Here is a 23,035-nt window from a genome sequence, read left to right as displayed (position 1 = left end):
GGGGATCAATACACATTTTGCACCCAGCAAAAAGATGTGTGTACACCGTAGCCTTAAAAAGGGGGGAACCGGAATTAAAGTCCCCCAATTTATCGGGGGATTTAGGGGGATCTAAAAGTGATTAAAGTCACAGCGAAACACTTTTCAAACAACCTCTAATACAGTCTCAGCAGCATTAGAGCAGATGAGAAAATTATAATGTCAAATTTTACTGATTGTAGATAAATGTAGTTTTAGCTACTATAACAAACCTCATTTATTCGTAAGAAAAAAATCCCCAACTTATTTGATAAATTGGGGAACTATAGCGTTTCCTAATCATACAAGGTACACTATAGCCCCCTCCTCGCTTGCGGGGAGGGGGTTGGGGGTGGGGTTCTTGTACCTCACTCAACTGAGAACCGCTATATGACTTTTAACTCTCACTAATTAAATAGGATTGCTATAGTAAATATGAGGAAAAATGACTATGTTTGCAAATTTCAAAAGTTTATTCTACCCTCATTAAATAATTTATACCCGGCTGCTAATGAGGCGAAAGCAACAAATAAATTCCATAAGCTAGTTGATCTGAAAATTACTCCACCACTCAAGAAAACTAGTACTATGCCAATACCTAACAAAATCCATCCCAGCTGACTAGCTTCTCTGCGAAAAAACACCAATGTAAACACACCTGACATAATTGCTAAGACGGAAACTGTAGCTGGTAATCTTCTCGAAAAAGGTATGTAGTAACCGCTAACAAATATAATGTTTTGACCAAAAAAGTATAAACCTGTGAAAAGTAGAATTAAACCTATAACTTTGATTAACAATCTGCCCATAATATTTTTACATTTTTAATGGTTGAAGCCAATTTTAACCCGATTTATAGTGGAGTTTTTAAATTACTACTAAATTTTACGTTAATTTAATTAAATTTAAGTGAATATACTGCATGTAAGTCTAGCCTGTCTGAAGATATCAGTACGAGTAACCTTAATTACATCAAGTAGTCCTTGCCAGGGTGTAATCAAGGTGCTTTAATAGCGATGTCTGATGACAAGAAGCAGAGCTTCTACGCATTCTGCAAAACAGTCTTACTCAACAGAATGCGTACAAGACGCACAGCGACTCAATATCGCTGCCGGTGTTGATAAAATTACAGACTCAAAACATTAAACTCAAAGATATGACAAGCTAGTAGCATATCCTTTACACTAAATTCTCCCCAAAGCTGAATAGGAGCATACATGGAGCCAATTATTGCTATAGTTTTAGCCCTTATAGGTTATGCATTAGGTTCTGCAAAACTGATTAATCAAGGAAATGAAGCCTTAGTCGAACGCTTGGGGCGGTATCATCGGAAACTTAAGCCGGGGCTGAATTTTATCGTTCCCTTGGTCGATCAGATTGTGATGGAAGATACTACACGAGAGCAGTTTACAGACATTAAACCTCAAAATGTGATCACCCAAGATAATATTTATGTGGAAGTGGACGCTATTGTGTACTGGCGCATCAGAGATATTGAGAAAAGCTTTTACGCTATTGAGGATCTGCAAGGAGCATTGACACAGCTGACCACAACCACACTCCGGGAAATTATTGCTCAGAATACCTTAGAACAGACCAACGTCTCCAGAGCGGAGATGGACGCAGCTATCTTAGACCAGTTGAATAATATAACGGCAGATTGGGGAGTTGAAATTCTCCGGTTAGATATTCAGAGAATTACTCTACCTGAGAGTGTACGAAAGTCTAGAGAAGAGGAGCAAGCCGCCGTCATCAAAAAACGGGCGTTGATTACTGAAGCAGAAGGAGAAAAAGAAGCTGCCATTAAAAAAGCAGAAGGAACTATGGCTTCAGTGCAAATCATTTCTCAAGCTCTCCGTGCTAATCCAGATAGTAGGGACATTTTGCGGTATCTAGTGGCTCAAGATTACGTAGATGCTAGCCAAAAACTTGGTGAGAGCAATAATGCCAAAATTGTCTTTGTAGACCCAGCTAACTCAAGTGAAATGTTTCAGGAGTTGATAGCCGAGTCAGTGACTCAAGAAGGTAACGGCAAAAAAAATGAAGAACGATAATACCTAACAATCAGGCTGTGTAGCTTGTCTTAATAGGGCATCGGCTACTAGTGAAACATCACGCATTTCTTGAACATCGTGAACTCGGAGGATATCAGCGCCATTAAAAATAGCAGCACAACAAGCTGCTGCCGTTCCCCAAACTCGTGCTTTGGGATCTGGTTGATTTAAAATCCGACCAATGAAACTTTTACGGGATGCTCCTACCAAGATAGGGCAGTTGAGTTTTGTTAGCGATCGCAAATCGCGAAAAATTTCTAAATTCTGCTCATAGTTTTTCGCAAAACCAATACCAGGATCAATAATAATTTTATCCAGGTCAATGCCCGCAGTGGTTGCTGCCTCAATTTGCCGAGCCAAAAAACTATAAATTTCTGTGAGCAAATCTTGATAATCAGTCTGTTGTTGCATTGTCTGTGGTGTTCCCCGGATGTGCATTAAAATCATCGGCACACCTAACTCTGCAACTGTTGGCAACATTTCTGAGTCAAAAGTGCCGCCAGAAATATCATTAATCATATCCGCTCCAGCTTCTACAGATGCCCTAGCTACAGCAGCACGAGTAGTATCTACAGAAATCGGGACTGAAATTTCTGGTCTTATTACTTGTAGCACCGATAGAACCCGGTCAAGTTCCTCCGCCAGAGTTATTTGCTTTGCCCCTGGTCGAGTCGATTGACCGCCCACATCAATTATGTCAGCACCAGCAGCTACCAGTGCTTGCGCCTGTACTAAAGCAGCAGAGGTAGTATTAAACTCACCCCCATCGCTAAAGCTATCAGGCGTCACATTCAAAATACCCATCAAATAAGTCCGCTGTCCCCAATCGAAACAGCGTCCTCGAATTATCAAGTTCCTTGGCATAAAACAGGAGTCAGAATGGGCTAAACGCCCCGCTACCGCTAACAGGAGTCAGAATTCAGAATACTCCATCCTTTCACGGGTGGAGTATCAACTCTTGAAAAATATTTTAATTTTCTTCCGCCCACAAAGAGCAATCTTTTTAAGCAATATTCATTACCCAGTCGTACAAAATTCAATTCTGAATTCTGACTACTGAGTTCTGAATTCTTCTTATCTACATTAGGCATTCCCATGCTCTGCATGGGAACGAAAAGAAGGCACATTACACTGACTGAAAATTCACAATCCGAGCGAAACTCTCAGGTTCTAAACTTGCTCCTCCCACTAAAACGCCATCAATTTCTGGTTGAGCCATGATTTCATCGATATTATTGGGCTTGACTGAGCCGCCATATTGAATTGATACATTTGGATTAGTCAACTGGCTACGAATTAAGCCAATTATTCGATTAGCTTCCGCTGCTTCACAAGTTTCACCGGTGCCAATCGCCCAAATTGGTTCGTATGCAATTACCAAATTACTCTGATCAATATCTACCAAGCCTTTGTCGAGTTGGAGAGCAATCAGTGATTCAGTTTCTCCCGCATCTCGTTGTTGTTTAGTTTCCCCAACACAGAGAATTGGAGTCAAACCAAACCTTTGAGCAGTTCGGAGGCGCAGATTAACGGTGGCGTCCGTTTCACCAAAGTATTGCCGTCGTTCGCTATGACCGACAATCACAAAGCGCACACCACTTTCTGTCAGCATTGGGCCAGAAATCTCACCCGTATAGGCTCCATATTCTTCCCAATGGACATTTTGTGCCCCCAGTTGGATGAGGCTACCGTGCAAAGTCTTGGATAAAACGCTTAAATCAGTGAAAGGAGGGCACAATATCACTTCTCGCCCTTGGGGGGTTTCTTCTAAGTGGGGCAGAAATCCTCGGAGAAACTCTTGGGTTTCTGCCTGAGTTTTGTACATTTTCCAGTTGCCGGCAATAACGATTTTCCGCACAGGTAATTTAGTCAAGATCCTAACGCGTTATATTAGATGCATTTTTCAGTTTATGACTTTTTGTTAGTCATTAGTCATTAGTCTCTGGGAATTGGGAATTGGGCATGGGGCATTGGGTATTGGGTAAAAATTATTCTTCTCTTGTTCTCTTTGCTCTCTTTGTCTCGTCTCGCCAAAGCCTTGCTAAAAATAACTAGGATGGTAGAGGGGGTGTATCTAAAATCTAAAATCCAAAATTTCAAATTAATATGACTTCGACATTGCCTATGCCTGAACCTCATCAAAGCGATTCCGCTAACACTGACCCAAATTCTCTCAGTTGGGAAGAAGAACTAGATAGTGCCATTTTCAGTTTTGAGGACATTCAAACAGAACTGAATTATAAACAAGCACAAACGGCGCTACGAAACTTGGTAGCTAATCTCGACCTCACCCCCCAAGAAAAAAACGGGTTAGAGACGGAAATTGCTGAGTTGGAAACCATGTTGGGAAAGTTAGACCGGATGGTGGTGCAGATTGCGGCTTTTGGCATGGTGGGACGCGGGAAGTCTTCGCTACTCAATTCTTTGGTTGGGCAAACGGTATTTGAAACTGGGCCACTGCATGGTGTCACTCGTGCTGCACAAACAGTTAATTGGAGTATTAGCGAGGAAATGATTGGGGAAACTGAACGTGCTTTGCGAGTCACTCTCCCTGGTGTAGGTCAATCGCAGGTGGAATTAATTGATACTCCTGGGTTGGACGAAGTAGATGGTGCAACCCGTGCCGCCTTAGCTGAACAGATTGCCAAACAAGCGGATTTGATTCTGTTTGTGATATCTGGCGACATGACGAAACTAGAATACACCGCCCTTTCTCAGTTGCGGGAAGCAGGTAAACCGATCATTTTGGTGTTTAACAAAGTAGACCAGTATCCAGAAGCAGACCGGATGGCAATTTATCACAAAATCCGGGATGAAAGAGTGCGGGAATTACTTACACCTTTAGAAATTGTCATGGCTGCGGCATCGCCATTGGTAAAGACAGCGATTCGTCGCCCTGATGGTACGAGGGGTATACAGTTGCGTACAGGGAATGCCCAAATCGAGGAACTGAAACTGAAAATTTTGGAAATTCTGCATCGTGAGGGTAAAGCCTTAGTTGCTCTTAACACCATGCTTTATGCAGATGTTGTCAATGAGCAATTGGTTGAGCGAAAACTGATGATTCGGGAGCAGAATGCCAATCAGTTGATTTGGAAGGCTGTGATGACTAAGGCATTAGCGATCGCACTTAATCCCGTAACTGTGGTAGATATTCTGAGTAGTGTGGTCATTGATATTGCTCTAATTTTAGGTTTATCTAAACTCTATGGCTTCTCAATGACCGAAGCCGGCGCTGTACAACTGCTACAAAAAATCGCCCTGAGTATGGGCGGCATCGGTGCGAGTGAATTATTAGCAAATTTGGGCTTGAGTGGATTAAAAACTTTACTTGGGATCTCTGCAACAGCTACAGGTGGCATTGCGCTAGGCCCTTATCTATCGGTGGCAATTACCCAAGGGGGAGTAGCTGGTGTTTCTTCTTACGGGATTGGACAAGTTACCAAAGTTTATTTAGCCAATGGCGCAACTTGGGGGCCTGATGGGCCGAAAGCAGTAATTAATCGGATTTTGACAAACCTGGATGAGACTTCAATTCTCAACCGGATTAAAGATGAATTACTCTACAAGGTAAAACTCAAAAAGTGATATTAAACTAACCTATCCAATCTAGACTAAAAAGCTCGCCTTTGGCTACGGGCGGGCGAGACACCCACCCTAGTTATGCAATTTAAGTATGGAATAGCTTATTTCAGAGCGCAGTACCATCAAACGCACTCTTGTAAGCATCAGCAGTTTCTATCCCAAAACCTCCAGCTTCCACATGACGAACTAGCGATTGGATGATGGGTGTAGCAATACTAATACCAAATAAAGCATTGAAACCTGCGACAACAACTGGTGCCGACAAAATGACTGTAAATTCTGGAAATAAAGCTAACACAGCCACCAAAACCAAAAAAACAATTGGTGTTGCAATACCTGCTGCCTTTGCTGCTTCCAAAACTAGATTTTTATACTCTTCAACAGTAATATCACCCCGATAAAGATCCAAAGAGTAAGAAATTGCCGTTACTATAACCTGGGTGAGAATAGCTGTTCCTGTTGCAGTAATACCAAGTTTGGCGATTGTTCCAGAATTGCTGACAATAGAATCTACCGCATTATAAACCCGAATATAAAACTGTTCGCCAACGGTCATTACTTTGGCACCTCGGCGGAGATTGTCAGCACCTACTTCCCAAAGGATATTATCAGCACCATTTGATCCACCTTTAGAACGTGGATTTATATGGCTACCATGCTTATCTCTAAGAAATTGACGAATTGTATATTCTTTACCTCCAAGCTTTGATGTACCAGGAATTTTCTCAAAAAGCTTCATGACATCTGCATCAGAGCGAGGTAAGTCTCCCACGCGAACACCAGCACGATATCTCAGCCTATTTGCAATCTTGGGCATCTCTTGGGCTAATTCGGCAGCTGTTTTTGGTAAATTTTGCAAAGCATCAGCCATAATCATACCAGATGCGCCAACTCCAACAGCATTTTGTTGAAATGTTTTACTAACATTTTGAACAGTTTGAAAACCTGATTGTGCTGCGATGGTTGACAAATTTTGTAAATCATTAACTGCATGGACACTTGAAATAGTTATCTCGGCAGTAGCGTTCTTTATTCCATCAACTACCTCATCCATCCCATTTACTACATTATTAGCTGCTTCTTGAGTTTTATCTCTAACCGTATCTGCCAACTTCTGTGCTTGGTTGATAAAATCCATGTTTTAGTAACCTTTCATTTGTACTGTAGAGTGTTTGCTCCAGTTTCTCTTTCTCAAACGAAGAATCACCTCAGCATTCATGACCAATTTACTTCCAAAATTTTTAAAGAGATAGTGATCAATTTATATGGTTTGTGTATGCTAACTTCATAAACTGAACTATCCGGCTATAGCAATCCTACTATAGGAATCCGCTTTGATTTCTGAACTGATTTGCGTAGGCAGGGAATAGGCAATAGGCAATAGGCAACAGTCAAGAAGGCTTCTTAGTTGTACTGAGTTTTTTCATAAATCAAATATGAGTCCTATAAATCAGTTGTGATATTGGTAAGTAGATGGCGGTATCAGGTAGTCCAAAAGACTAAAGAATTTCTCTCTTCCGGCGCTAAAAAAGGTGACTCGGAAAATACATGAGTAGTACAAAACAATACTTCCGACATAGGGACTAATCAGCCATAACTAGATTTTGGATAGATACACTCACGCACCTCATTTTCTTAAGATCATCTCAAGAATAAATAATTAGGAATGTAGTCATGGCTGAACAACAGAAACCAAAATCTAATAATCAAGAAGCTACACCTACTGCTTCTGGTGGTTACCAAACCCCCGTAGACGAAAGTATTCGCAAAACTGGCGATGCTGAAAAGAGTGATGCTAAATCCACTGCTACTCCAGAAGCACCAGGAGAAGATTCTGTAGCAGGTAGCCCCAATCAGGGAACTGAGTCACGTTAATCAGTTTGAACTTTCCCAAATGTTAACAAGAAAGTTGTAAACCTAATACAGTAAAAAACGAGTGGATATGTGGTGTAAGAACCACAATTATCTACTCATTTTTTTGTGTCAAAAACTGCATCATCCCTACATAGGTGCGTTAGCGTGGCTTACCACAGGTTTCGCAATCCGAAATCCCAATACATCCATTAGCATAAACATAAGAGTTAAATCTACGTAATAACACGGTACTGTTTATACGTAATAACACTGTACTGTTGAATTTAATGGTCGTCAGCAGCTTGCTATTAGAGCTAAAACTGATGTGATTATATTAGCTACACTTTTGCGAGTATTCCATGAACAAACTGTTAGAAAAATTTGTTGCAGGCGGTTTTAGCTTGGCATTACTGCTATTGTGTGGCGTCGGAACAGCTTCTTACTTAAGTATCCAAAGGTTGACGGAAGAAAAGCGATGGGTAGTTCATACTCATCAAGTCATAAAAGCCCTAGATCATGTACGTATCGGCCTCGGTAATGCTGAAGGAGCACGAAGTAGTTACATTATCACCAAAAACACAGTTTACCGAGAAATTTATCAAGGTGAGAAGCAGAAGGTCTATGAGGTGCTGAAAGTCATCCGACAGCTAAGTAGTGATAACCCTAGCCAACAAGGGCGGCTTGATAAACTTAAACCCCTGATTGCACAGAAATTTTCCCTGCTTGAGCAATCCATTGATTTGATTGGGCAAGAACGTTTAGATCAATCTACTCAAATAGCGATCGCAGATCGGAGTATAGAGATCCGCGAACAACTCCAGGCAATGGACAATGAAGAAAAAACTTTATTGCAACAGCGGACAGCATTAACAGATGTTCTTTTTCGCCAAATCGTGATTGTAGTTGCTTTGGGGTATGCTTTGAGTTTCCTTTTGCTAATTGTGGTTTACTTACTGCTGCAAAAGCAAATTCGCCTTAATAAGGCTTTATCACAAGAAGCTATTCGTCTGGAACAACAAGCTGCAAAAGCAAAACTAGCAGATATTTTAGAAACTATTACAAATGCCTTTGTTGCCCTCGATCGCAACTCATGCTACACCTACGTCAATCAAAGAGCGGGACAAATGTTCAACAAGCAACCCGCAGACTTAATTGGCAAAAGCATTTGGGAAGTATTCCCCGAAGCTGTTGAACATCAGTTTTATCATGCCTATTTCCAGTCTTTGGCAGAACAGCGAGTCATTCAGATGCAGGAATTTTATCCACCGTTTGACCGCTGGTTTGAATATTGGATGTACCCCTCATCGGAAGGAATATCAATTTTCTTTCAAGATATCACCCGCCAAAAATTGGCAGAAATTGCCCTAGAAAAAAGTGAGCGGCGCTATCGCTCATTGGTAATTGCCACTTCTCAAGCTGTTTGGATCACTAATGCTAATGGTGAGGTAGTAGAAGACATTCCTGCTTGGCGAGCCTTGACAGGGCAAAGTGAAGAAAAAGTCAAGGGATGGGGCTGGCTTGATGCAATTCATCCTGAAGACCGAGAACGGACATCACAAGTTTGGATACAAGCACTTGAGAAAAAGGGTATTTATCAAATTGAACATCGCCTACAAGTTGCAGATGGTAGCTATCGATTTTTTGCTGTGCGTGCAGTTCCCATCTTGGATGCCAACAATAAAATTCAAGAGTGGGTAGGCACTGACACAGATATTACAGAACAGCAAATTGCGCTGCGCGATCGCAACCTTGCACAACTTGCACTACAACAGGCCAATGAAGAACTAGAGATTAAAGTACAAGCGCGGACGGCAGAATTACAAAAGCTGAATGAGGAACTAAAACGCTCTAACCAAGAGTTAGAGCAATTTGCCTATGTGGCTTCCCACGATTTACAAGAACCATTGCGAGCCGTAACGGGCTATACCCAACTATTAGAAAATGAATATCAAGACTGTCTAGATGAGTCTGCCCAGGAATACTTTGGTTATATTATCGATGGGGCAAAGCGGATGCAGCAGTTGATTCAAGACTTGCTAGCTTATTCTCGCATCGGGACTCGCGGTCAAGAATTTGTTCTCGTTGACTGTAACACTGCACTCAGTTTAGCTCTTAATAATTTACATGTAGCGATCGCTCAAAGCAAAGCCATCATCACCCATGATCCTTTGCCAAAGTTACTCGCAGACAAAACCCAAATGGTGCAATTATTCCAAAATCTGATCAGCAATGCCATCAAGTTTTGCCGACAAGAGCCACCCCAGATTCACATTAGCGCCCTCCTCAAGGAACGAGAGAAAGCAGAAGAAGAACTCCTAACTCCCCACTCCCCACTCCCCACTCCTCACTCCTCACTCCCCACTCCCCACTCCCCACTCCCCACTCAGCACTCAGCACTCAGCACTCATCACTCAGAATGGCTCATCTGGGTACAGGATAATGGCATTGGTATTAAGCCTCAGTATCTTGAACGGATTTTTGAAGTTTTCCGCCGTCTTCATACTCGTCGAGAATTTCCTGGTACAGGTATTGGTCTAGCTATCTGCAAAAAAATCGTCGAGCGGCATGGTGGTCGCATCTGGGTTGAGTCAGAACCGGGCATAGGAACAGTATTTTATCTTACCCTCAACGCAAATTAAGGTATCTTTAGTATATATACTCTATGTCTGCTTAATAACATTCTGATAACTGCATGATTCATCATCAGGGATTGCGACCCATTGAAGTTTTGCTAGTTGAAGACTCTCCTAGTGATGCTAACCTAACCATCAAAGGCTTTTTAAATGCTCAAATCCCTAATAACTTGCATTGGGTTGAGGATGGTGAAAGTGCTATCAACTACTTACGGGAGCAAGAAGAATTTACTAATGTTCCCCGTCCCGACTTAATCCTACTCGATCTAAATCTTCCCGGAATGGATGGGCGCGAAGTGCTAACAGAAATCAAATCAGACCCAAATCTTAAATGCATTCCTGTTGTCATAATTACTACTTCATCTGATGAGCAGGATATCCTGCGCTCCTATAATCTTAGTGCTAATTGCTACGTAACAAAACCTATTGATATTTACCAATTCATTCAGGTTTTACAGTTGATCAAAGATTTCTGGCTGACAGCAGCAACATTACCACGAAAATAACAAGCTTGCAAATTTCGATTGTTGCCTACAACATCAGAGAATTAAACCCTGTCTGACAAATAGCAAATCAGGTGATTATCTAACAAATTGATATAACCCTGCACTATGGAAAAGCTCACAATTCACATTCTATTAGTAGAAGATAGTGCCAGTGATGCTCATCTGCTACGCCGGATATTTTTACATGCAGATCAAGAACAATGGCAGATGTTACATGTTGAACGGCTATCTGAGGCAATAGATGCTAGCAGGGAAAACTCCGCGTCCACCCTTAATAATTCTCAGATGATGAGTCGAAGACAACGCAGATTCGATCTAGTTTTGTTAGACCTCAGCCTCCCAGACTCTATTGGACTGGACACATTGAAAGAATTTCGGGCAGCAGTACCAGATATCCCAGTTGTGGTATTAACAGGCCTTGATGATGAAGATTTAGCACTGCAAGCATTGGCAGAAGGCGCACAAGACTATTTAGTTAAAGATCAAATGACTATACAAAGGTTAGTGCGTGCCATTCGCTATGCCATTGAAAGAAGCGAAATTCTCAACCAACTACGGGAGAGTGAAGAACGCACCCGTCAAGCGCTGGCAAAAGAACAGGAACTCAACGAGTTAAAGTCGAACTTTGTAGCAATGGTTTCCCACGAGTTTCGCACCCCTATGACTACGATTCGGACGGCTGTGGATATCCTTGAATACAACAGCGATAAACTAACTGATGGTCGAAAAACTAAATATTTTGATCGAATACAAAATGCTATCAACCAGATGCTTCATCTCTTGGATGAGATATTATTCTTGAGTAAAACAGAAGCAGCCAAACTCGAATGCAAACCTACACTTTTAAATTTAGAAAATTTCTGTAACGAACTCACAGATATTCTTCAAGTTAATGCAGGTAGTCAGCACAGTATTATCTTTACTTTTCAAGGGGAATCGACCCAAGCCAAAATGGATGAAGACTTACTAAATTGTATCTTAACCAATTTGATTTCTAATGCCATCAAATATTCCCCTCCGAATAGCACTATTTGGTTTGATTTGATTTGCAAAGATCGCCTCGCAACTTTCCAGGTCAAAGATCAGGGGATGGGCATTCCTCTCAAAGACCAAAGCCATCTATTTCAAACTTTCTATCGCGCCAGTAATGTAGGCGTAATTCAAGGAACAGGATTAGGACTCACCATAGTGAAAAAATGTGTGGAGTTACATGGTGGTCATATTCAATTAGAAAGTGAGCAAGGTATTGGTACAACAGTAATTGTGACTCTCCCACTACAATGATTAGGCAAATAAGAGTTGGGCATGGGGCATTGGGCATTGGGCATTGGGCATTGGTTATTAATTACTTTCCTCTGCTCCCCCTGCTCCCCTGCTCCCCCTGCTCCCTCACCTCCCTCACTCCCCCACCTATTTTGCTACTTGTGGATTTGGCGTTGGACAAGTTTTATTAGCAAAATCACATTGATAAATGTAGGTTTCTTGCCAACTCAAGGGAATTTCTAATAAGTCTCGTGTCCCTGTCATACCTTGTCCAATAAATAGCAACAAAGCAATACAGTTTAAAATCGTATGGACGATACGCCAGCGATTAGATTTATCTTGATAAATATCTTGAACAATCGCTAATGAAAAAATCATCAGCAGTGCTGCGGTAATGCCAATATAATAGTGTGACCAGTACCACTCATTAGTGCGGCGATATACTCCATCCTGACAACCTAGAATTACTAAACCTGCACCAGTTAAAGTTGCAAAAACTGCCCGCCACACCCGCTGCTTTGCCCGAAACAGGAAGACTAAAGAGGCGATAGTTGCAGCAAATATTAACAGTATAAACACAACTTGAAAAGGTGTCTGATTCCACAATTGATTTTTGATAATATTTTTGCCAATAGGATAGCTTAATCCGATTAAAGTTAATCCAACAACTGCACTTGTTAGCCATTCGCCTAACTGCTTATGTTCTGTACCCACCACTGGCGGAATTTTGCTCTTATTCCCGGCTAGAGTTTGCAGTCTGCGTTGGCGTGTTTGCCAAGCAAAATTAACTACTGTACCGATGAGTGGAAACACGAATATGATTGCGATCGCTGGATGTACAAGACCAAGAAAATCTGTTAATTGCATACAACACCTTTCAATGAATCATTGAATTCATCTCAAAGGACAATTTAAAGCATCGTACCATCACTTAAATTAATTTCAGATAAGAATCTGTTTAATATTTATCTTTTTATTTTTAGCTGATTTTAATCAAGCAAATATTTGAATATCTTATAAAAAACTAGAACTTTAGTCAAGAATAGTTTATGTATTCTTAAATACAGGAAAATATTTTGTAATATAAAGTATTATTAGAAATATGTTGTTACATTTTTTCAAAAAGATACGTCACAAAAATCGGGTGAAATGCTTTTTTCGCAGATAACATTCAGGTGCAAAAGGGCGAAATGTCAAAATTAAAGTTTAGCTACAAACCACCGCAAAATACTGTATCTAAGAAAGTTATTCGATTCCACACAGCAACGCTGATTTTATTAGGCGTTTTTTTCTTATCTGGCATCATTGTAGTAGGATGGTTCGCTGGTGAAGCTAGAATTAGTGGAATTTTTGCTCAAATCAATTACTGGCAAATGCACCCACCAATGTGGTTAGAAGTGCCAAAAATAGATAGTAAATATTTACTACTACCCACTATCGGATTATTGCTAACTGTGTTTGTGGTGATGAAAATCTCCCCACAACCCCGGATTTGGTCACAACGCTTAATAGTGGGAATTTTAATCATTTTAACTTTGCGGTATATTCTGTGGCGATCGCTATCTACCTTAAATTTAGTAGATCCGTTGAATGGAGTATTTAGTCTAGGGTTATTTTTTGCAGAGATGTTAATGCTACTCAATACTACTATACAGCTATTGTTCATGTTGAATATCAAAGAACGTCACCGCGAAGCAGACGTGAAATCACTAGCTGTAATCAGTGGTAGCTTTGTACCATCTGTTGATATTTTAATACCAACCTATAACGAGCCAGTTTTTATCTTACGGCGGACAATTATTGGTTGTCAAGCGCTAGATTATGCAAATAAAACAATTTATCTTTTGGATGATACCAATCGTTCAGAAATGAAAGAATTGGCAGAAGAATTGCGCTGTCACTATATGACGCGACCTGATAACAGTTATGCGAAAGCGGGTAATTTGAATCATGCGATCGCAAAAACAAATGGAGAATTAATTGTAGTTTTTGATGCTGATTTTGTCCCCAACAGAAACTTTCTGACTCGCACTATTGGCTTTTTCCAAGATGAAAAAGTTGCCCTTGTACAAACGCCCCAAAGCTTTTATAATGCTGATCCCATAGCCCGTAATTTAGGCTTAGAAAATGTTCTCACCCATGAGGCAGAAGTCTTTCATCGTCAAATTCAAACAAGTCGTGATTCTTCAGGTAGTGCGATTTGTGCTGGTACATCCTTTGTCGTTCGCAGAAGTGCTTTAGATCAGATTGGAGGTTTTGTAACTGAGTCTTTGAGTGAAGATTATTTTACCGGAATTCGCTTATCTGCTCAAGGATATCGTTTGATTTATTTAAATGAAAAATTAAGTGCTGGTTTAGCAGCAGAAAATATTGCCGGCTATGCAACCCAACGATTAAGGTGGGGACAAGGTACACTCCAGGCGCTGTTTATTAAATCTAATCCTTTAAAAATTCCTGGGCTAACCCTCATGCAAAGGTTAGCTTCTTTAGCTGGATTGCTATATTGGTTTGGTAATATTTCGCGTGTTTATTTTTTACTTATCCCATTAGCATATTCATTTTTCGCTGTGATTCCTATCCGTTCAACAGGAGCAGAATTGTTATTTTTTTTATTACCTTACTACTTAGTGAATTTAGCAACATTCTCTTGGTTAAATTATCGCTCTTGTTCCGCTTTGCTATCAGATATTTATTCACTAATAATATGTTTTCCTTTAGCAGTAAATACCATCCAAGTTATGATTAATCCTTTTGCAAAAGGATTTCAAGTTACACCCAAGGGTATGATTAAGAATCGCTATATTTTTAATTGGAATTTAGCCCTACCATTGATAATTTTGTTTATCGCTACTGCCGTTAGTTTATGGCTAAATCTCGATATTGCACCCAAAACTACGCAACAAATTACAGGTATAAATTTAGGTTGGATATGGAGTGTTTATAACTTAATAATGATTGGCATTACCCTATTAATTTTAATAGATGCACCGAAAGCAGATATGTATGAATGGTTTGATTTGCAGCGGATAGTGCAGCTAAGAGTTGGCGATCAAAATTTGTGGGGTGTTACTACAATGATTTCTGAAGCAGGTGCTGAAATTGCTCTAAATCAAAAGTTACCCGCCTATTTATTTATTAATAAGCCAATAGATATAGAAATTATAGAAGAGAGTTTAAAGTTGACTGGTGAGGTTGTGACTACTGGGTTTAAAGATGAATTTTCCACAGTACGTATTAGGTTTCAATCAGTAAGCTTAAATCAACATCGCCGACTTGTAGAAATGCTCTTTTGTCGTCCGGGACAGTGGAAGCACCAGAATGCACCAGGAGAATTATATTCGTTGTTGTTACTATTTAAACTTTTGCTAAAACCACGAATTTTATTTGATCGTAAAGTAGATGTAAGGGCAATGAAAGTTTCTCAAATTTGATTTTTTATAGCCTGTAAATAGGTGACATATTTTTAATTCTGGTGCAACGAATTAGGGTTTTCTATCTTCCAGAGTAAGTAATGATTGTCACCATATACAACATTTGTGTTATACTTGTAATTTGCTTCTATTTGCTTGCGCCAGATATCTGAAGGATTGAGTAAAAAAATATCAGTTAATTCATCAGGAATATTAGGGATAGTTTGGTCTTTTACTAATTGAAATTGCACTTTTGACTGCAAAAGATAACTGAGAGAAAAGACATTCCCATAATTAATGCCAGAATCATCACTAATTAAAAGTGGACGATCAACCTGATTGATAATTTTCGCAACTTGTGGATTACCATAGCTAATAACCTTACTCCACCAAGTTTCTGCCTGGGAACTCACTCCATAAGAAACTAACCCACAAATAATCACTAGTCCCATAATTGTTTGCCAGATTTTCCGGTGTACAATACTCTCACTATGTAGCTGCGTAGCCAGTAGGTAAGCAACAGTTAGTTGAATGCCCAAATAAGAAGGCAATAAATAACGTTCGGAAAGTGAGCGTATACCCCCAAAAATTATATCTGGTAGCACTAAAGGTAATGCCGGAATCATAATCAAAGTTACAACAAATAACCAGACTTTATAGTTAGTTGTTCGACAAATAAAATAAATAGAATATCCAATAAAAATCAAAAAAGCTGGCGTAATTACATAGCTAAACAAATTTTCAAACCCAAAGTTTAAATCAAAAAAAATCCGGCTCAACTGTAAAAGCCAAGATTTAATTAAAATTTCTAGGGGAACTTGCATTTTTGTCCAGGTTGTTGAACTGTCAAATTGCAAAAAGTTATCTATCACAACTAGAATCCAAGGTATGAAGGCAAAAAATCCTGTTAAAGATGCTAATAAATAAGCTTTCACTGTCCGATTCAACCTAAATCTGGCAGTGGCAATTACATAAATTCCATGAGCAATTGCTACAAATCCAGTCAACAAAAATGTATAAAGACTGAGCGCCAAAGTGACTGCATAGGTTCCCCAAGTTAATATGCGTTGTGCTTTGTTTTTTGATTCCAGGCGTAATGCTCGTAGCAACGAGGCACTGGATAGTAATATAGTCACTATCCAGAGAATATATTCTCGTGCTTCTTGGGCGTATACTAGGTGAATAGGAGAGATTGCCATAAGTGCGATCGCAACCTCCGATACCCATGCCGATGCTTTAAATAATTCTCGACATAGCCAGTAAATACTCGGAAAAATCAACAAGCTAATCAAAGCAGATAAACTTCTGATTACCGTCACCGAATTACCAAAGATTTGCACCCAAAACCGAGCGATTACATAATACAGTGGTGGATGCTGTGGATCTTCTGTTTCCAAAGACTTAATTGTGTCACTTAAGCCTTTCTCCATATTTGGACTTTGGAATTTGGCAAAACTTTCCTTATTAATTATCTGGCCATTAAATATTTGCTGCCTTGCTTCATTTGCCGTATGACCAGAAATCCGCAATGAAGTGAAAGTCTCATCGTGCCAATAAACTTTGCTGTCAATGTTAAAAAAGCGAAAAAATACACCAATCATTAATAGAATAACGATGAGAAAACGCAACTTATTTGGAGCAGGTTTGAGATACCGCATAACAAAATTTCACAATAATTTGTATATATAGGAATAGTATTTTATCTTTGAAATATATGTAGGTGTGTTAGCGCAAAAAATACAGCACTATTACAAGACGACTGAGATTTTTTCATAAATAAAATATGATTCCTATAGTACTGAATTCTGACTACTGGATTCTGAATTCTTATTCATAAACTCGCAGATAATTTATTAATAGGTGAGATATTACGTCGGCGTAAATTACGATTTTTAACCAATTTCCAGACCGCATAATACTTATCTCCATAAATAATATCCGTTTTTAATTTATACTTTTTTTCTATTGTTTCGCGCCGACTCTCTGAAGGATTGAATAAAAATATATCCGTGAAACCATCAGGAATTTTGAGAGTTTTTTGGTTGTTCACCAATAGAAATCGCACTTTTGGTTCCAAAAGATAGCTCAGAGAAAAGATATTCCCATAATTATTACCCAAAGCATCACTAATCAAAAGTGGACGATTACTCTGATTGATAATTTGGGCAACTTGTGTATTGCCATAATTCATCCTCTTATTCCACCAAGTTTCTGCTTGAGAACTCGCCTTATAAGAAATCAGACCACAAATAATCACTAATGCCATGATTATGTGCCAAATGCTCCGGCGTGCCACGCTCCCATTATATAGTTGCGTAGCTAGTAGATAAGCAACAGCTACTTGGATTCCTAAATAAGATGGTATTAAATATGGTTCAATAGATGATCGTATACCCCCAGTAATTAAATCTGGCAGTATTAGAGGTAGTGCTGGTACTATAATCAATGTGATGATAAAAGACCAGACTTTATAGTTAGTTGTTCGACAGAGAAAATAAATTGAATATCCTACTAAAGTTAAAACAATTGGTGTAATTAAATAGCTTAGAGAATTTTCTAAACTCAGATTTATATCAAAAAAAATTCGACTTAACTGCATCAGCAAAAATGGAAATACAGATATTAAGGATGACTGCGCGGTTGTTTTATCTGCTGAAATCAAAAACTGAAAAAAGTCACCGATTACAACTGTTATCCAAGGTATGAAGGCTAAAAAAGCTACCAGTGATGCTAGCAGATAAGTTCTGACAGTTCCAGTAAACTGAAATTTGGCAGTGATGATCACATAAATTCCGTGAGCAACTGCTATAAATGCACTCCAAAGAAATGTATAAAGACTGATGGCTAAAGTTACTGCATAAATGCTCCAAATAGCGAATAAATCTGGTCGTTGTCGTTTTTTTGCTAGCTCATCTTCTAGCCGTATAGCTCGCAGCAGAGACGCACCAGATAGTAAGATTGTGACTAACCAAAGAATATATTCTTGTGCTTCTTGAGCGTATACTAAGTGAATTGGAGAAATTGCCATGAGTGCGATCGCTACACCAGGAACCGATAACGGCACATTAAATAATTCTCGGCATAGCCAATAAACACAAGGGAAAACCAGTAAGCTGATACAGGCAGATAAACTTCTAATCGCCGTCACCGAATTACCAAATATTTCCATCCACAATCTGGTTATTATGTAATAAAGCGGTGGATGGTAAGGATCTTGTTTTGCCAAAGTCATGATTGTGTCATTTAAGCTTTTTTCTGGATTTACACCTTGAAACTGGGCAAAACTTTCTCCGCCAATGACGCGATTATTAAAAAGTCGCTGTTTTGCTTCATCAATTGTGTAACCAGAAATCCGCAATGAGGTATAAGTTTCATCATGAGAGTAAACTTTACCATCAAGGTTAAAAAAGCGAAACAATATACCCATTGCCAATAAGAAAATAATTAAAAATCGCAACCAACTCGGAGCAAATTTGAGATGGCGCATAAGTGGGTTTCCTAAAATTTTTCTCAAATCATCTAATTAAGTGGACTGGATGAGGTGTCTCAGCTACGCCCGTAGTAGACATCGCCAAGACTTCAAGCGGAGCCTATTTGTTAAACATCGCCAACCGTACTTTATTTAATTGGGAAGATTGGCAATTAACACCTCTCCTTTATTAACTACAAAAACAAATGAGCAAGGTTGTATCAAATCCCGCAAAACTGGACTTGTTTTTGAAACCGAGATATCAATGGAGTGTAAAATACACCAAGTGTAGCCGCATCTGTGGTCAGGCTAATAGGCTAATCCACAGCTATAGTGCATTTAGCGATACGCCCTTAGTATTGTTAACTGATCAGAATTCGAGATAGCAGTTTAAAGTAGCTGTATCAGCAGATTAAGAATACTCTCTGAGCAAAATCAACTCTTGCTTTTAACCTATGCGAGGCTAGATCGCACAGATGCCACAGCAGAATTTCTTGCGTTCGATTCCAAAAGGGTTATTGAGGATGCCACTCCGTGTAGCTCTTGTAGTCCCTTTCGTGCTGCAAATCTCTGCTGCTGTAGGCTTAACAGCATTTTTATCTTTAAAAAATGGTCAGAAAGCTGTTAATGATGTTGCTACTCAGCTGCAAAATGAACTTACGACTCGGATTCATCAACATATCACCGATTACATAGAGATCCCCCAACTCGTCACTCAGATTAACGCCAATTCTGTCCATATTGGTGAGTTAAGTTTAAAAGATACAAAAAGTTTAGAACGCCATTTATGGCATCAAATGCAGTTATTCAAGCCCTTAAGCCCGATCGCTTTTGCAACTACACAAGGAGAAATTCATTCGGTTGATCGCTTTAACGATGGTTCACTAGTCATCCGAAAAAAAGATCAATCAACAAGTAATAATTACTACACTTATACCACTGACGATCAAGGTAATATTGTCAAGTTACTTCAAGTTAACCAAACCTTTGATCCTCGCACTCGCCCCTGGTATACAAATGCCGTGAAAGCAGGTAAAACTACTTGCACAGAAATTTATTCATATTTCTCTTCATCAGGTCTAGCATTCAGTGCAACCCAACCTCTTTATGACCAGAAAGGTACTTTGCTTGGAGTGACAAATGCAACGTTATCTCTTTCGCAACTGAGTGAGTTTTTGCACAGTTTAAAGATTGGTCGCTCAGGAAAGACATTTATTGTCGAGCATTCTGGAGAGTTAGTAGCAACTTCAACGGCGGAGCAACCTTTTATCCGAAGTTATAAGGGAGGAAAAAAGACATCCAAACGGCTCAGAGCGATCGCCAGTAGCGATCGGATCACTCAGCTGACAACACAGTATTTGCAATCACAATTTGGTAACTTTAGAAACATTTCTTCTAGCCAACAGCTAGAATTTGAAATTGATCATAAGCGGCAATTCGTACAGTTAATGCCCTTTGCAGCCGACTGTGGGCTAAATTGGGTGATTATCGTGGTGGTTCCAGAAGCCGACTTTATGGAGCATATTCAAGCCAACACCCGAACCACTATTTTGCTGTGTTTCGGAGCTTTGATAATAGCTACAGTCATAGGAGTGATTACTTCTCATTGGATTACTGAACCAATTCTCTGTTTGAGCGTTGCCTCTAAGGAAATCGCCAATGGGAAGTTAGACCAAACCGTTACAGTAGAGGGTATCAACGAACTAAGAGTTCTTGCTCAGGCTCATAATCAAATGGCTACTCAATTACAAGAGTCATTTGCTGAAATATTAGAGGCTAACAGGCAGTTAGAAGCTGAAATTAACGAGCGTAAGCAGGCAGAAGAACAGTTACGACATAATGCGTTTCACGATGCACTGACAGGTTTACCCAACCGAGCTTTCTTTATAGAGCGCTTAAAAAACACACTCCAGCGAGCCAAGCAGCAGGAGAATTATTTATTTGCTGTGTTATTTCTCGACCTGGATCGGTTTAAGGTGATCAATGACAGTTTAGGACACCTAAAAGGAGACCAATTTCTAATTGCTATTGCCAATAGATTAGAAGTATGTGTACGCTCTACGGATACAGCCGCACGGCTTGGGGGAGACGAATTTACAATCCTGCTTGACGAAATCCAGAGTCTCTCAGATGCCATCAAAGTAGCTGAACGAATTCAACAAGAACTGACATTACCCCTTGAGCTTGATGGGCAAGAAGTATTTACAACAGCAAGTATTGGCATCGCTCTGAGTTCGACAGTAGACTATGACCAACCAGAAAACTTGCTAAGAGACGCTGATACGGCTATGTACCGAGCCAAAGTGCTGGGCAAAGCCCGCTATGAAGTATTCAACCCAGAGATGTATACTAACGCTCTGGTAAGATTACAGTTAGAAAACGATCTACGGCGAGCGATCGAACGCCACGAGTTTCAGCTTTATTATCAACCGATTGTTTCCCTCACTAATGGCAGAATTTTAGGCTTTGAGGCTCTGCTGCGCTGGCAGCATCCTGAGCGTGGTTTGATTTGTCCAACAGATTTTATCCCCCTAGCAGAAGAAACCGGACTGATTGTCAAGATTGGCTATTGGGCACTACATGAAGCGTGCCGCCAAATGCAAAACTGGCGGTTGAGCGATCGGATAAACTCGTTAGAAAAAATCAGCGTCAATCTCTCAGTCAAGCAATTTTCTCAACCGGATTTGATTGAACAGATTGGGGAAATTTTACACTCGACTGGTCTTGATGCTGGCAGTCTCATGTTAGAAATTACTGAAAGTGCAATTCTAGAAAATGGCGATGAGGCAAATGCCGCCCTCTCAGAACTTCGGAAGATGGGCATTGAGTTATCAATTGATGATTTCGGTACAGGCTACTCTTCATTAGGTCGTCTCCATAACTTTCCGATTAGTGTGTTAAAGATTGACCGTTCTTTTGTCAGCCCAATAGATGGTAATGGCAAGAATTTAGAAATTATTGAGACAATTATTACACTGGCACACAAATTAGGTATGGATGTAACTGCCGAAGGAGTGGAGACAAAAGAGCAGCTAGCATTTCTGAGAAACTTGAACTGTGAATGTGGACAAGGATATTTTTTCTCGCGTCCATTGGATAACGCGGCAGCAGTAGAATTAATCTTGAAAAATCCTCAGTGGTAAGGGTTTTTTGAGAGGATTTGGATAACGCCATCTGACAAAGTCTGCAATATTAGATATAGTTAAAAAATCAATAGTCTTAAACTGCCGATCAATAGCTGGAAGGCTGCATATTTTCGCTCCAATGTTCAAGTATGCCTGCAAAATTTTAGGAATCTCAACAGTATATGAATCTAGACAATTTTGAGGCAGTTCTAGACAAAATTGTGAATTTGGATAAACCAAAATACTTGGATGCATCAAGCCATTCTGCCGAAAATAATCATAAGCGCAAGTAGCTTGCCAGGGACTTTGTGTTAGTAATGATGCACAGCCAAAGAAATATTGGTTTTTACTCCAGATGAGATAATTTGCCAGCCCTTCCCAGAGTAGTAAAAGTGCCTGACTATTGCGATATTCTTTAGTTATACATGTACGCCCAACCTCAACTGATGCCTGAAGCACAGAAGTGGGAATCGCATTAAGATTAAATATATCGGCAGCATCAAAGCCTAGTCTTTGAGAAGCCATTGTATAGGTTTGCATCCGATAAGTTCCAATGGTTTTACCCGTTTGTCTGGAGATCAAGATTAAATGATGGCAAACCGCATCAAACTTATCTATATCCATCTGGGTAAAGTTAGAAGTAGAGAATCCTAAACCCAGTTCAAGATTAAAAACTTCAAAGCGCAACCGAAAAATTGATTCTAATTCTTCTTTGGTTGATGCCAGGCGTAGGGTATATTTTTCAGTTTGAAGGACGGGAAAATCTTCAAGAGTGGGAGGAGGATTCAGTGAGTAATTGATGTTGCGTCCAGAAACTTCCATCTATCTTCCTACTTAGATTTGCGAAAATATTCTACTAGGATTTAGGCACTATACAAATAGCTCACATTATGCATTAATGTGTCGAAGCGTGATTGAGGCGGTTTTCGATAAAAGATTCTCTACAGAGATTTTTTACTCTCTTGGATTAGAGGTAGAGTGCTTTTATTATGGACATTAATTCCCAAAAAATCTGGCAATAAGATACAAAATTTTTCTTTGATATACGCTATAAATGCAAGTCATACCAATTTGAAAAAAGAATGCGACAAATAGACCATTTGTAGAGACGCGATGAA

The 23,035-nt window shown here is 39.7% G+C and carries 16 protein-coding genes; 8 read left to right on the top strand and 8 right to left on the bottom strand.

Annotated features, from left to right (window positions below; all coding sequences use genetic code 11):
• Positions 1–482: 482 nt before the first annotated feature.
• Entirely contained in the window at positions 483–827 is a 345-nt protein-coding gene (locus tag ABF638_RS28460) for a hypothetical protein (RefSeq protein WP_069073042.1), read from the bottom strand.
• Between the two features lie 408 nt (positions 828–1,235).
• Between ABF638_RS28460 and ABF638_RS28455 the strand changes: the two genes are divergently transcribed.
• A complete protein-coding gene (locus ABF638_RS28455; protein WP_181928601.1) occupies positions 1,236–2,072 on the top strand; it encodes an SPFH domain-containing protein in 837 nt (278 codons plus the stop codon).
• 3 nt (positions 2,073–2,075) lie between these two features.
• On the opposite strand, the gene folP is transcribed toward ABF638_RS28455, so the two are convergent.
• Positions 2,076–2,936, bottom strand: coding sequence for a dihydropteroate synthase (gene folP / locus ABF638_RS28450; protein WP_435026246.1), 861 nt, complete (start codon positions 2,934–2,936; stop codon positions 2,076–2,078).
• 262 nt (positions 2,937–3,198) lie between these two features.
• Entirely contained in the window at positions 3,199–3,930 is a 732-nt protein-coding gene (gene tpiA, locus ABF638_RS28445; RefSeq protein ID WP_435026247.1) for a triose-phosphate isomerase, read from the bottom strand.
• A 248-nt stretch (positions 3,931–4,178) separates the two neighbouring features.
• Between tpiA and ABF638_RS28440 the strand changes: the two genes are divergently transcribed.
• Entirely contained in the window at positions 4,179–5,660 is a 1,482-nt protein-coding gene (locus ABF638_RS28440; RefSeq protein WP_435026245.1) for a GTP-binding protein, read from the top strand.
• Between the two features lie 103 nt (positions 5,661–5,763).
• Here the strand turns inward: ABF638_RS28440 and ABF638_RS28435 are convergent, their stop codons facing one another.
• Entirely contained in the window at positions 5,764–6,795 is a 1,032-nt protein-coding gene (locus ABF638_RS28435; RefSeq protein WP_435026244.1) for an HNH endonuclease, read from the bottom strand.
• A gap of 536 nt (positions 6,796–7,331) precedes the next feature.
• On the opposite strand from ABF638_RS28435, the gene ABF638_RS28430 reads away from it, so the two are divergent.
• The 4 genes from ABF638_RS28430 to ABF638_RS28415 all read left to right on the top strand — a co-directional run bounded on the left by ABF638_RS28430 (position 7,332) and on the right by ABF638_RS28415 (position 11,934).
• Positions 7,332–7,532 carry a hypothetical protein gene (locus ABF638_RS28430; protein ID WP_181928605.1) on the top strand — a complete coding sequence of 67 codons (201 nt, stop codon included), beginning with the start codon at positions 7,332–7,334 and terminating at the stop codon, positions 7,530–7,532.
• A 338-nt stretch (positions 7,533–7,870) separates the two neighbouring features.
• Entirely contained in the window at positions 7,871–10,150 is a 2,280-nt protein-coding gene (locus ABF638_RS28425; RefSeq protein ID WP_435026243.1) for a PAS domain S-box protein, read from the top strand.
• A 53-nt stretch (positions 10,151–10,203) separates the two neighbouring features.
• Entirely contained in the window at positions 10,204–10,650 is a 447-nt protein-coding gene (locus ABF638_RS28420; protein WP_435026242.1) for a response regulator, read from the top strand.
• 105 nt (positions 10,651–10,755) lie between these two features.
• Complete coding sequence (locus ABF638_RS28415; RefSeq protein ID WP_435026241.1) at positions 10,756–11,934, top strand: ATP-binding protein; 1,179 nt, start codon at positions 10,756–10,758, stop codon at positions 11,932–11,934.
• A gap of 126 nt (positions 11,935–12,060) precedes the next feature.
• Here ABF638_RS28415 and ABF638_RS28410 read toward each other — a convergent pair whose 3' ends face one another.
• On the bottom strand, positions 12,061–12,780 hold the full coding sequence (locus ABF638_RS28410; protein WP_435026239.1) for a DUF4079 domain-containing protein: 720 nt from the start codon (positions 12,778–12,780) through the stop codon (positions 12,061–12,063).
• A gap of 323 nt (positions 12,781–13,103) precedes the next feature.
• Here ABF638_RS28410 and ABF638_RS28405 point away from each other — a divergent pair, with 323 nt between their 5' ends.
• Complete coding sequence (locus tag ABF638_RS28405) at positions 13,104–15,344, top strand: glycosyltransferase (RefSeq protein ID WP_435026238.1); 2,241 nt, start codon at positions 13,104–13,106, stop codon at positions 15,342–15,344.
• Between the two features lie 32 nt (positions 15,345–15,376).
• On the opposite strand, the gene ABF638_RS28400 is transcribed toward ABF638_RS28405, so the two are convergent.
• On the bottom strand, positions 15,377–16,981 hold the full coding sequence (locus ABF638_RS28400; RefSeq protein WP_435026237.1) for a glycosyltransferase family 39 protein: 1,605 nt from the start codon (positions 16,979–16,981) through the stop codon (positions 15,377–15,379).
• A gap of 173 nt (positions 16,982–17,154) precedes the next feature.
• Complete coding sequence (locus ABF638_RS28395; RefSeq protein ID WP_435026236.1) at positions 17,155–18,810, bottom strand: glycosyltransferase family 39 protein; 1,656 nt, start codon at positions 18,808–18,810, stop codon at positions 17,155–17,157.
• Positions 18,811–19,316: 506 nt separating this feature from the next.
• Here ABF638_RS28395 and ABF638_RS28390 point away from each other — a divergent pair.
• Positions 19,317–21,935: a bifunctional diguanylate cyclase/phosphodiesterase gene (locus ABF638_RS28390; RefSeq protein ID WP_435026235.1), complete on the top strand. Its 2,619-nt coding sequence runs from the start codon at positions 19,317–19,319 to the stop codon at positions 21,933–21,935.
• Here the strand turns inward: ABF638_RS28390 and ABF638_RS28385 are convergent.
• Positions 21,909–22,739: a GNAT family N-acetyltransferase gene (locus ABF638_RS28385; RefSeq protein ID WP_435026234.1), complete on the bottom strand. Its 831-nt coding sequence runs from the start codon at positions 22,737–22,739 to the stop codon at positions 21,909–21,911. The genes ABF638_RS28390 and ABF638_RS28385 overlap by 27 nt on opposite strands.
• Positions 22,740–23,035 lie beyond the last annotated feature (296 nt).

It is taken from the genome of Nostoc sp. CALU 1950 (assembly GCF_051172895.1).
Lineage (GTDB): Bacteria > Cyanobacteriota > Cyanobacteriia > Cyanobacteriales > Nostocaceae > Nostoc > Nostoc edaphicum_A.
The sequence above is the reverse complement of the archived record's forward strand: the minus strand, read 5'-3'. Positions and strand labels throughout refer to the sequence as shown.

Excerpts from the sequence above, each read along its gene's own strand:
- ABF638_RS28435 (WP_435026244.1), bottom strand. The coding sequence starts at position 6,795 with ATGGATTTTATCAACCAAGCACAGAAGTTGGCAGATACGGTTAGAGAT.
- ABF638_RS28455 (WP_181928601.1), top strand. The coding sequence starts at position 1,236 with ATGGAGCCAATTATTGCTATAGTTTTAGCCCTTATAGGTTATGCATTA.
- ABF638_RS28440 (WP_435026245.1), top strand. The coding sequence starts at position 4,179 with ATGACTTCGACATTGCCTATGCCTGAACCTCATCAAAGCGATTCCGCT.
- ABF638_RS28460 (WP_069073042.1), bottom strand. The coding sequence starts at position 827 with ATGGGCAGATTGTTAATCAAAGTTATAGGTTTAATTCTACTTTTCACA.
- ABF638_RS28405 (WP_435026238.1), top strand. The coding sequence starts at position 13,104 with ATGTCAAAATTAAAGTTTAGCTACAAACCACCGCAAAATACTGTATCT.
- ABF638_RS28425 (WP_435026243.1), top strand. The coding sequence starts at position 7,871 with ATGAACAAACTGTTAGAAAAATTTGTTGCAGGCGGTTTTAGCTTGGCA.
- ABF638_RS28415 (WP_435026241.1), top strand. The coding sequence starts at position 10,756 with ATGGAAAAGCTCACAATTCACATTCTATTAGTAGAAGATAGTGCCAGT.
- ABF638_RS28420 (WP_435026242.1), top strand. The coding sequence starts at position 10,204 with ATGATTCATCATCAGGGATTGCGACCCATTGAAGTTTTGCTAGTTGAA.
- ABF638_RS28385 (WP_435026234.1), bottom strand. The coding sequence starts at position 22,739 with ATGGAAGTTTCTGGACGCAACATCAATTACTCACTGAATCCTCCTCCC.
- ABF638_RS28395 (WP_435026236.1), bottom strand. The coding sequence starts at position 18,810 with ATGCGCCATCTCAAATTTGCTCCGAGTTGGTTGCGATTTTTAATTATT.
- ABF638_RS28430 (WP_181928605.1), top strand. The coding sequence starts at position 7,332 with ATGGCTGAACAACAGAAACCAAAATCTAATAATCAAGAAGCTACACCT.
- folP (WP_435026246.1), bottom strand. The coding sequence starts at position 2,936 with ATGCCAAGGAACTTGATAATTCGAGGACGCTGTTTCGATTGGGGACAG.
- ABF638_RS28400 (WP_435026237.1), bottom strand. The coding sequence starts at position 16,981 with ATGCGGTATCTCAAACCTGCTCCAAATAAGTTGCGTTTTCTCATCGTT.
- ABF638_RS28390 (WP_435026235.1), top strand. The coding sequence starts at position 19,317 with ATGCCACTCCGTGTAGCTCTTGTAGTCCCTTTCGTGCTGCAAATCTCT.
- ABF638_RS28410 (WP_435026239.1), bottom strand. The coding sequence starts at position 12,780 with ATGCAATTAACAGATTTTCTTGGTCTTGTACATCCAGCGATCGCAATC.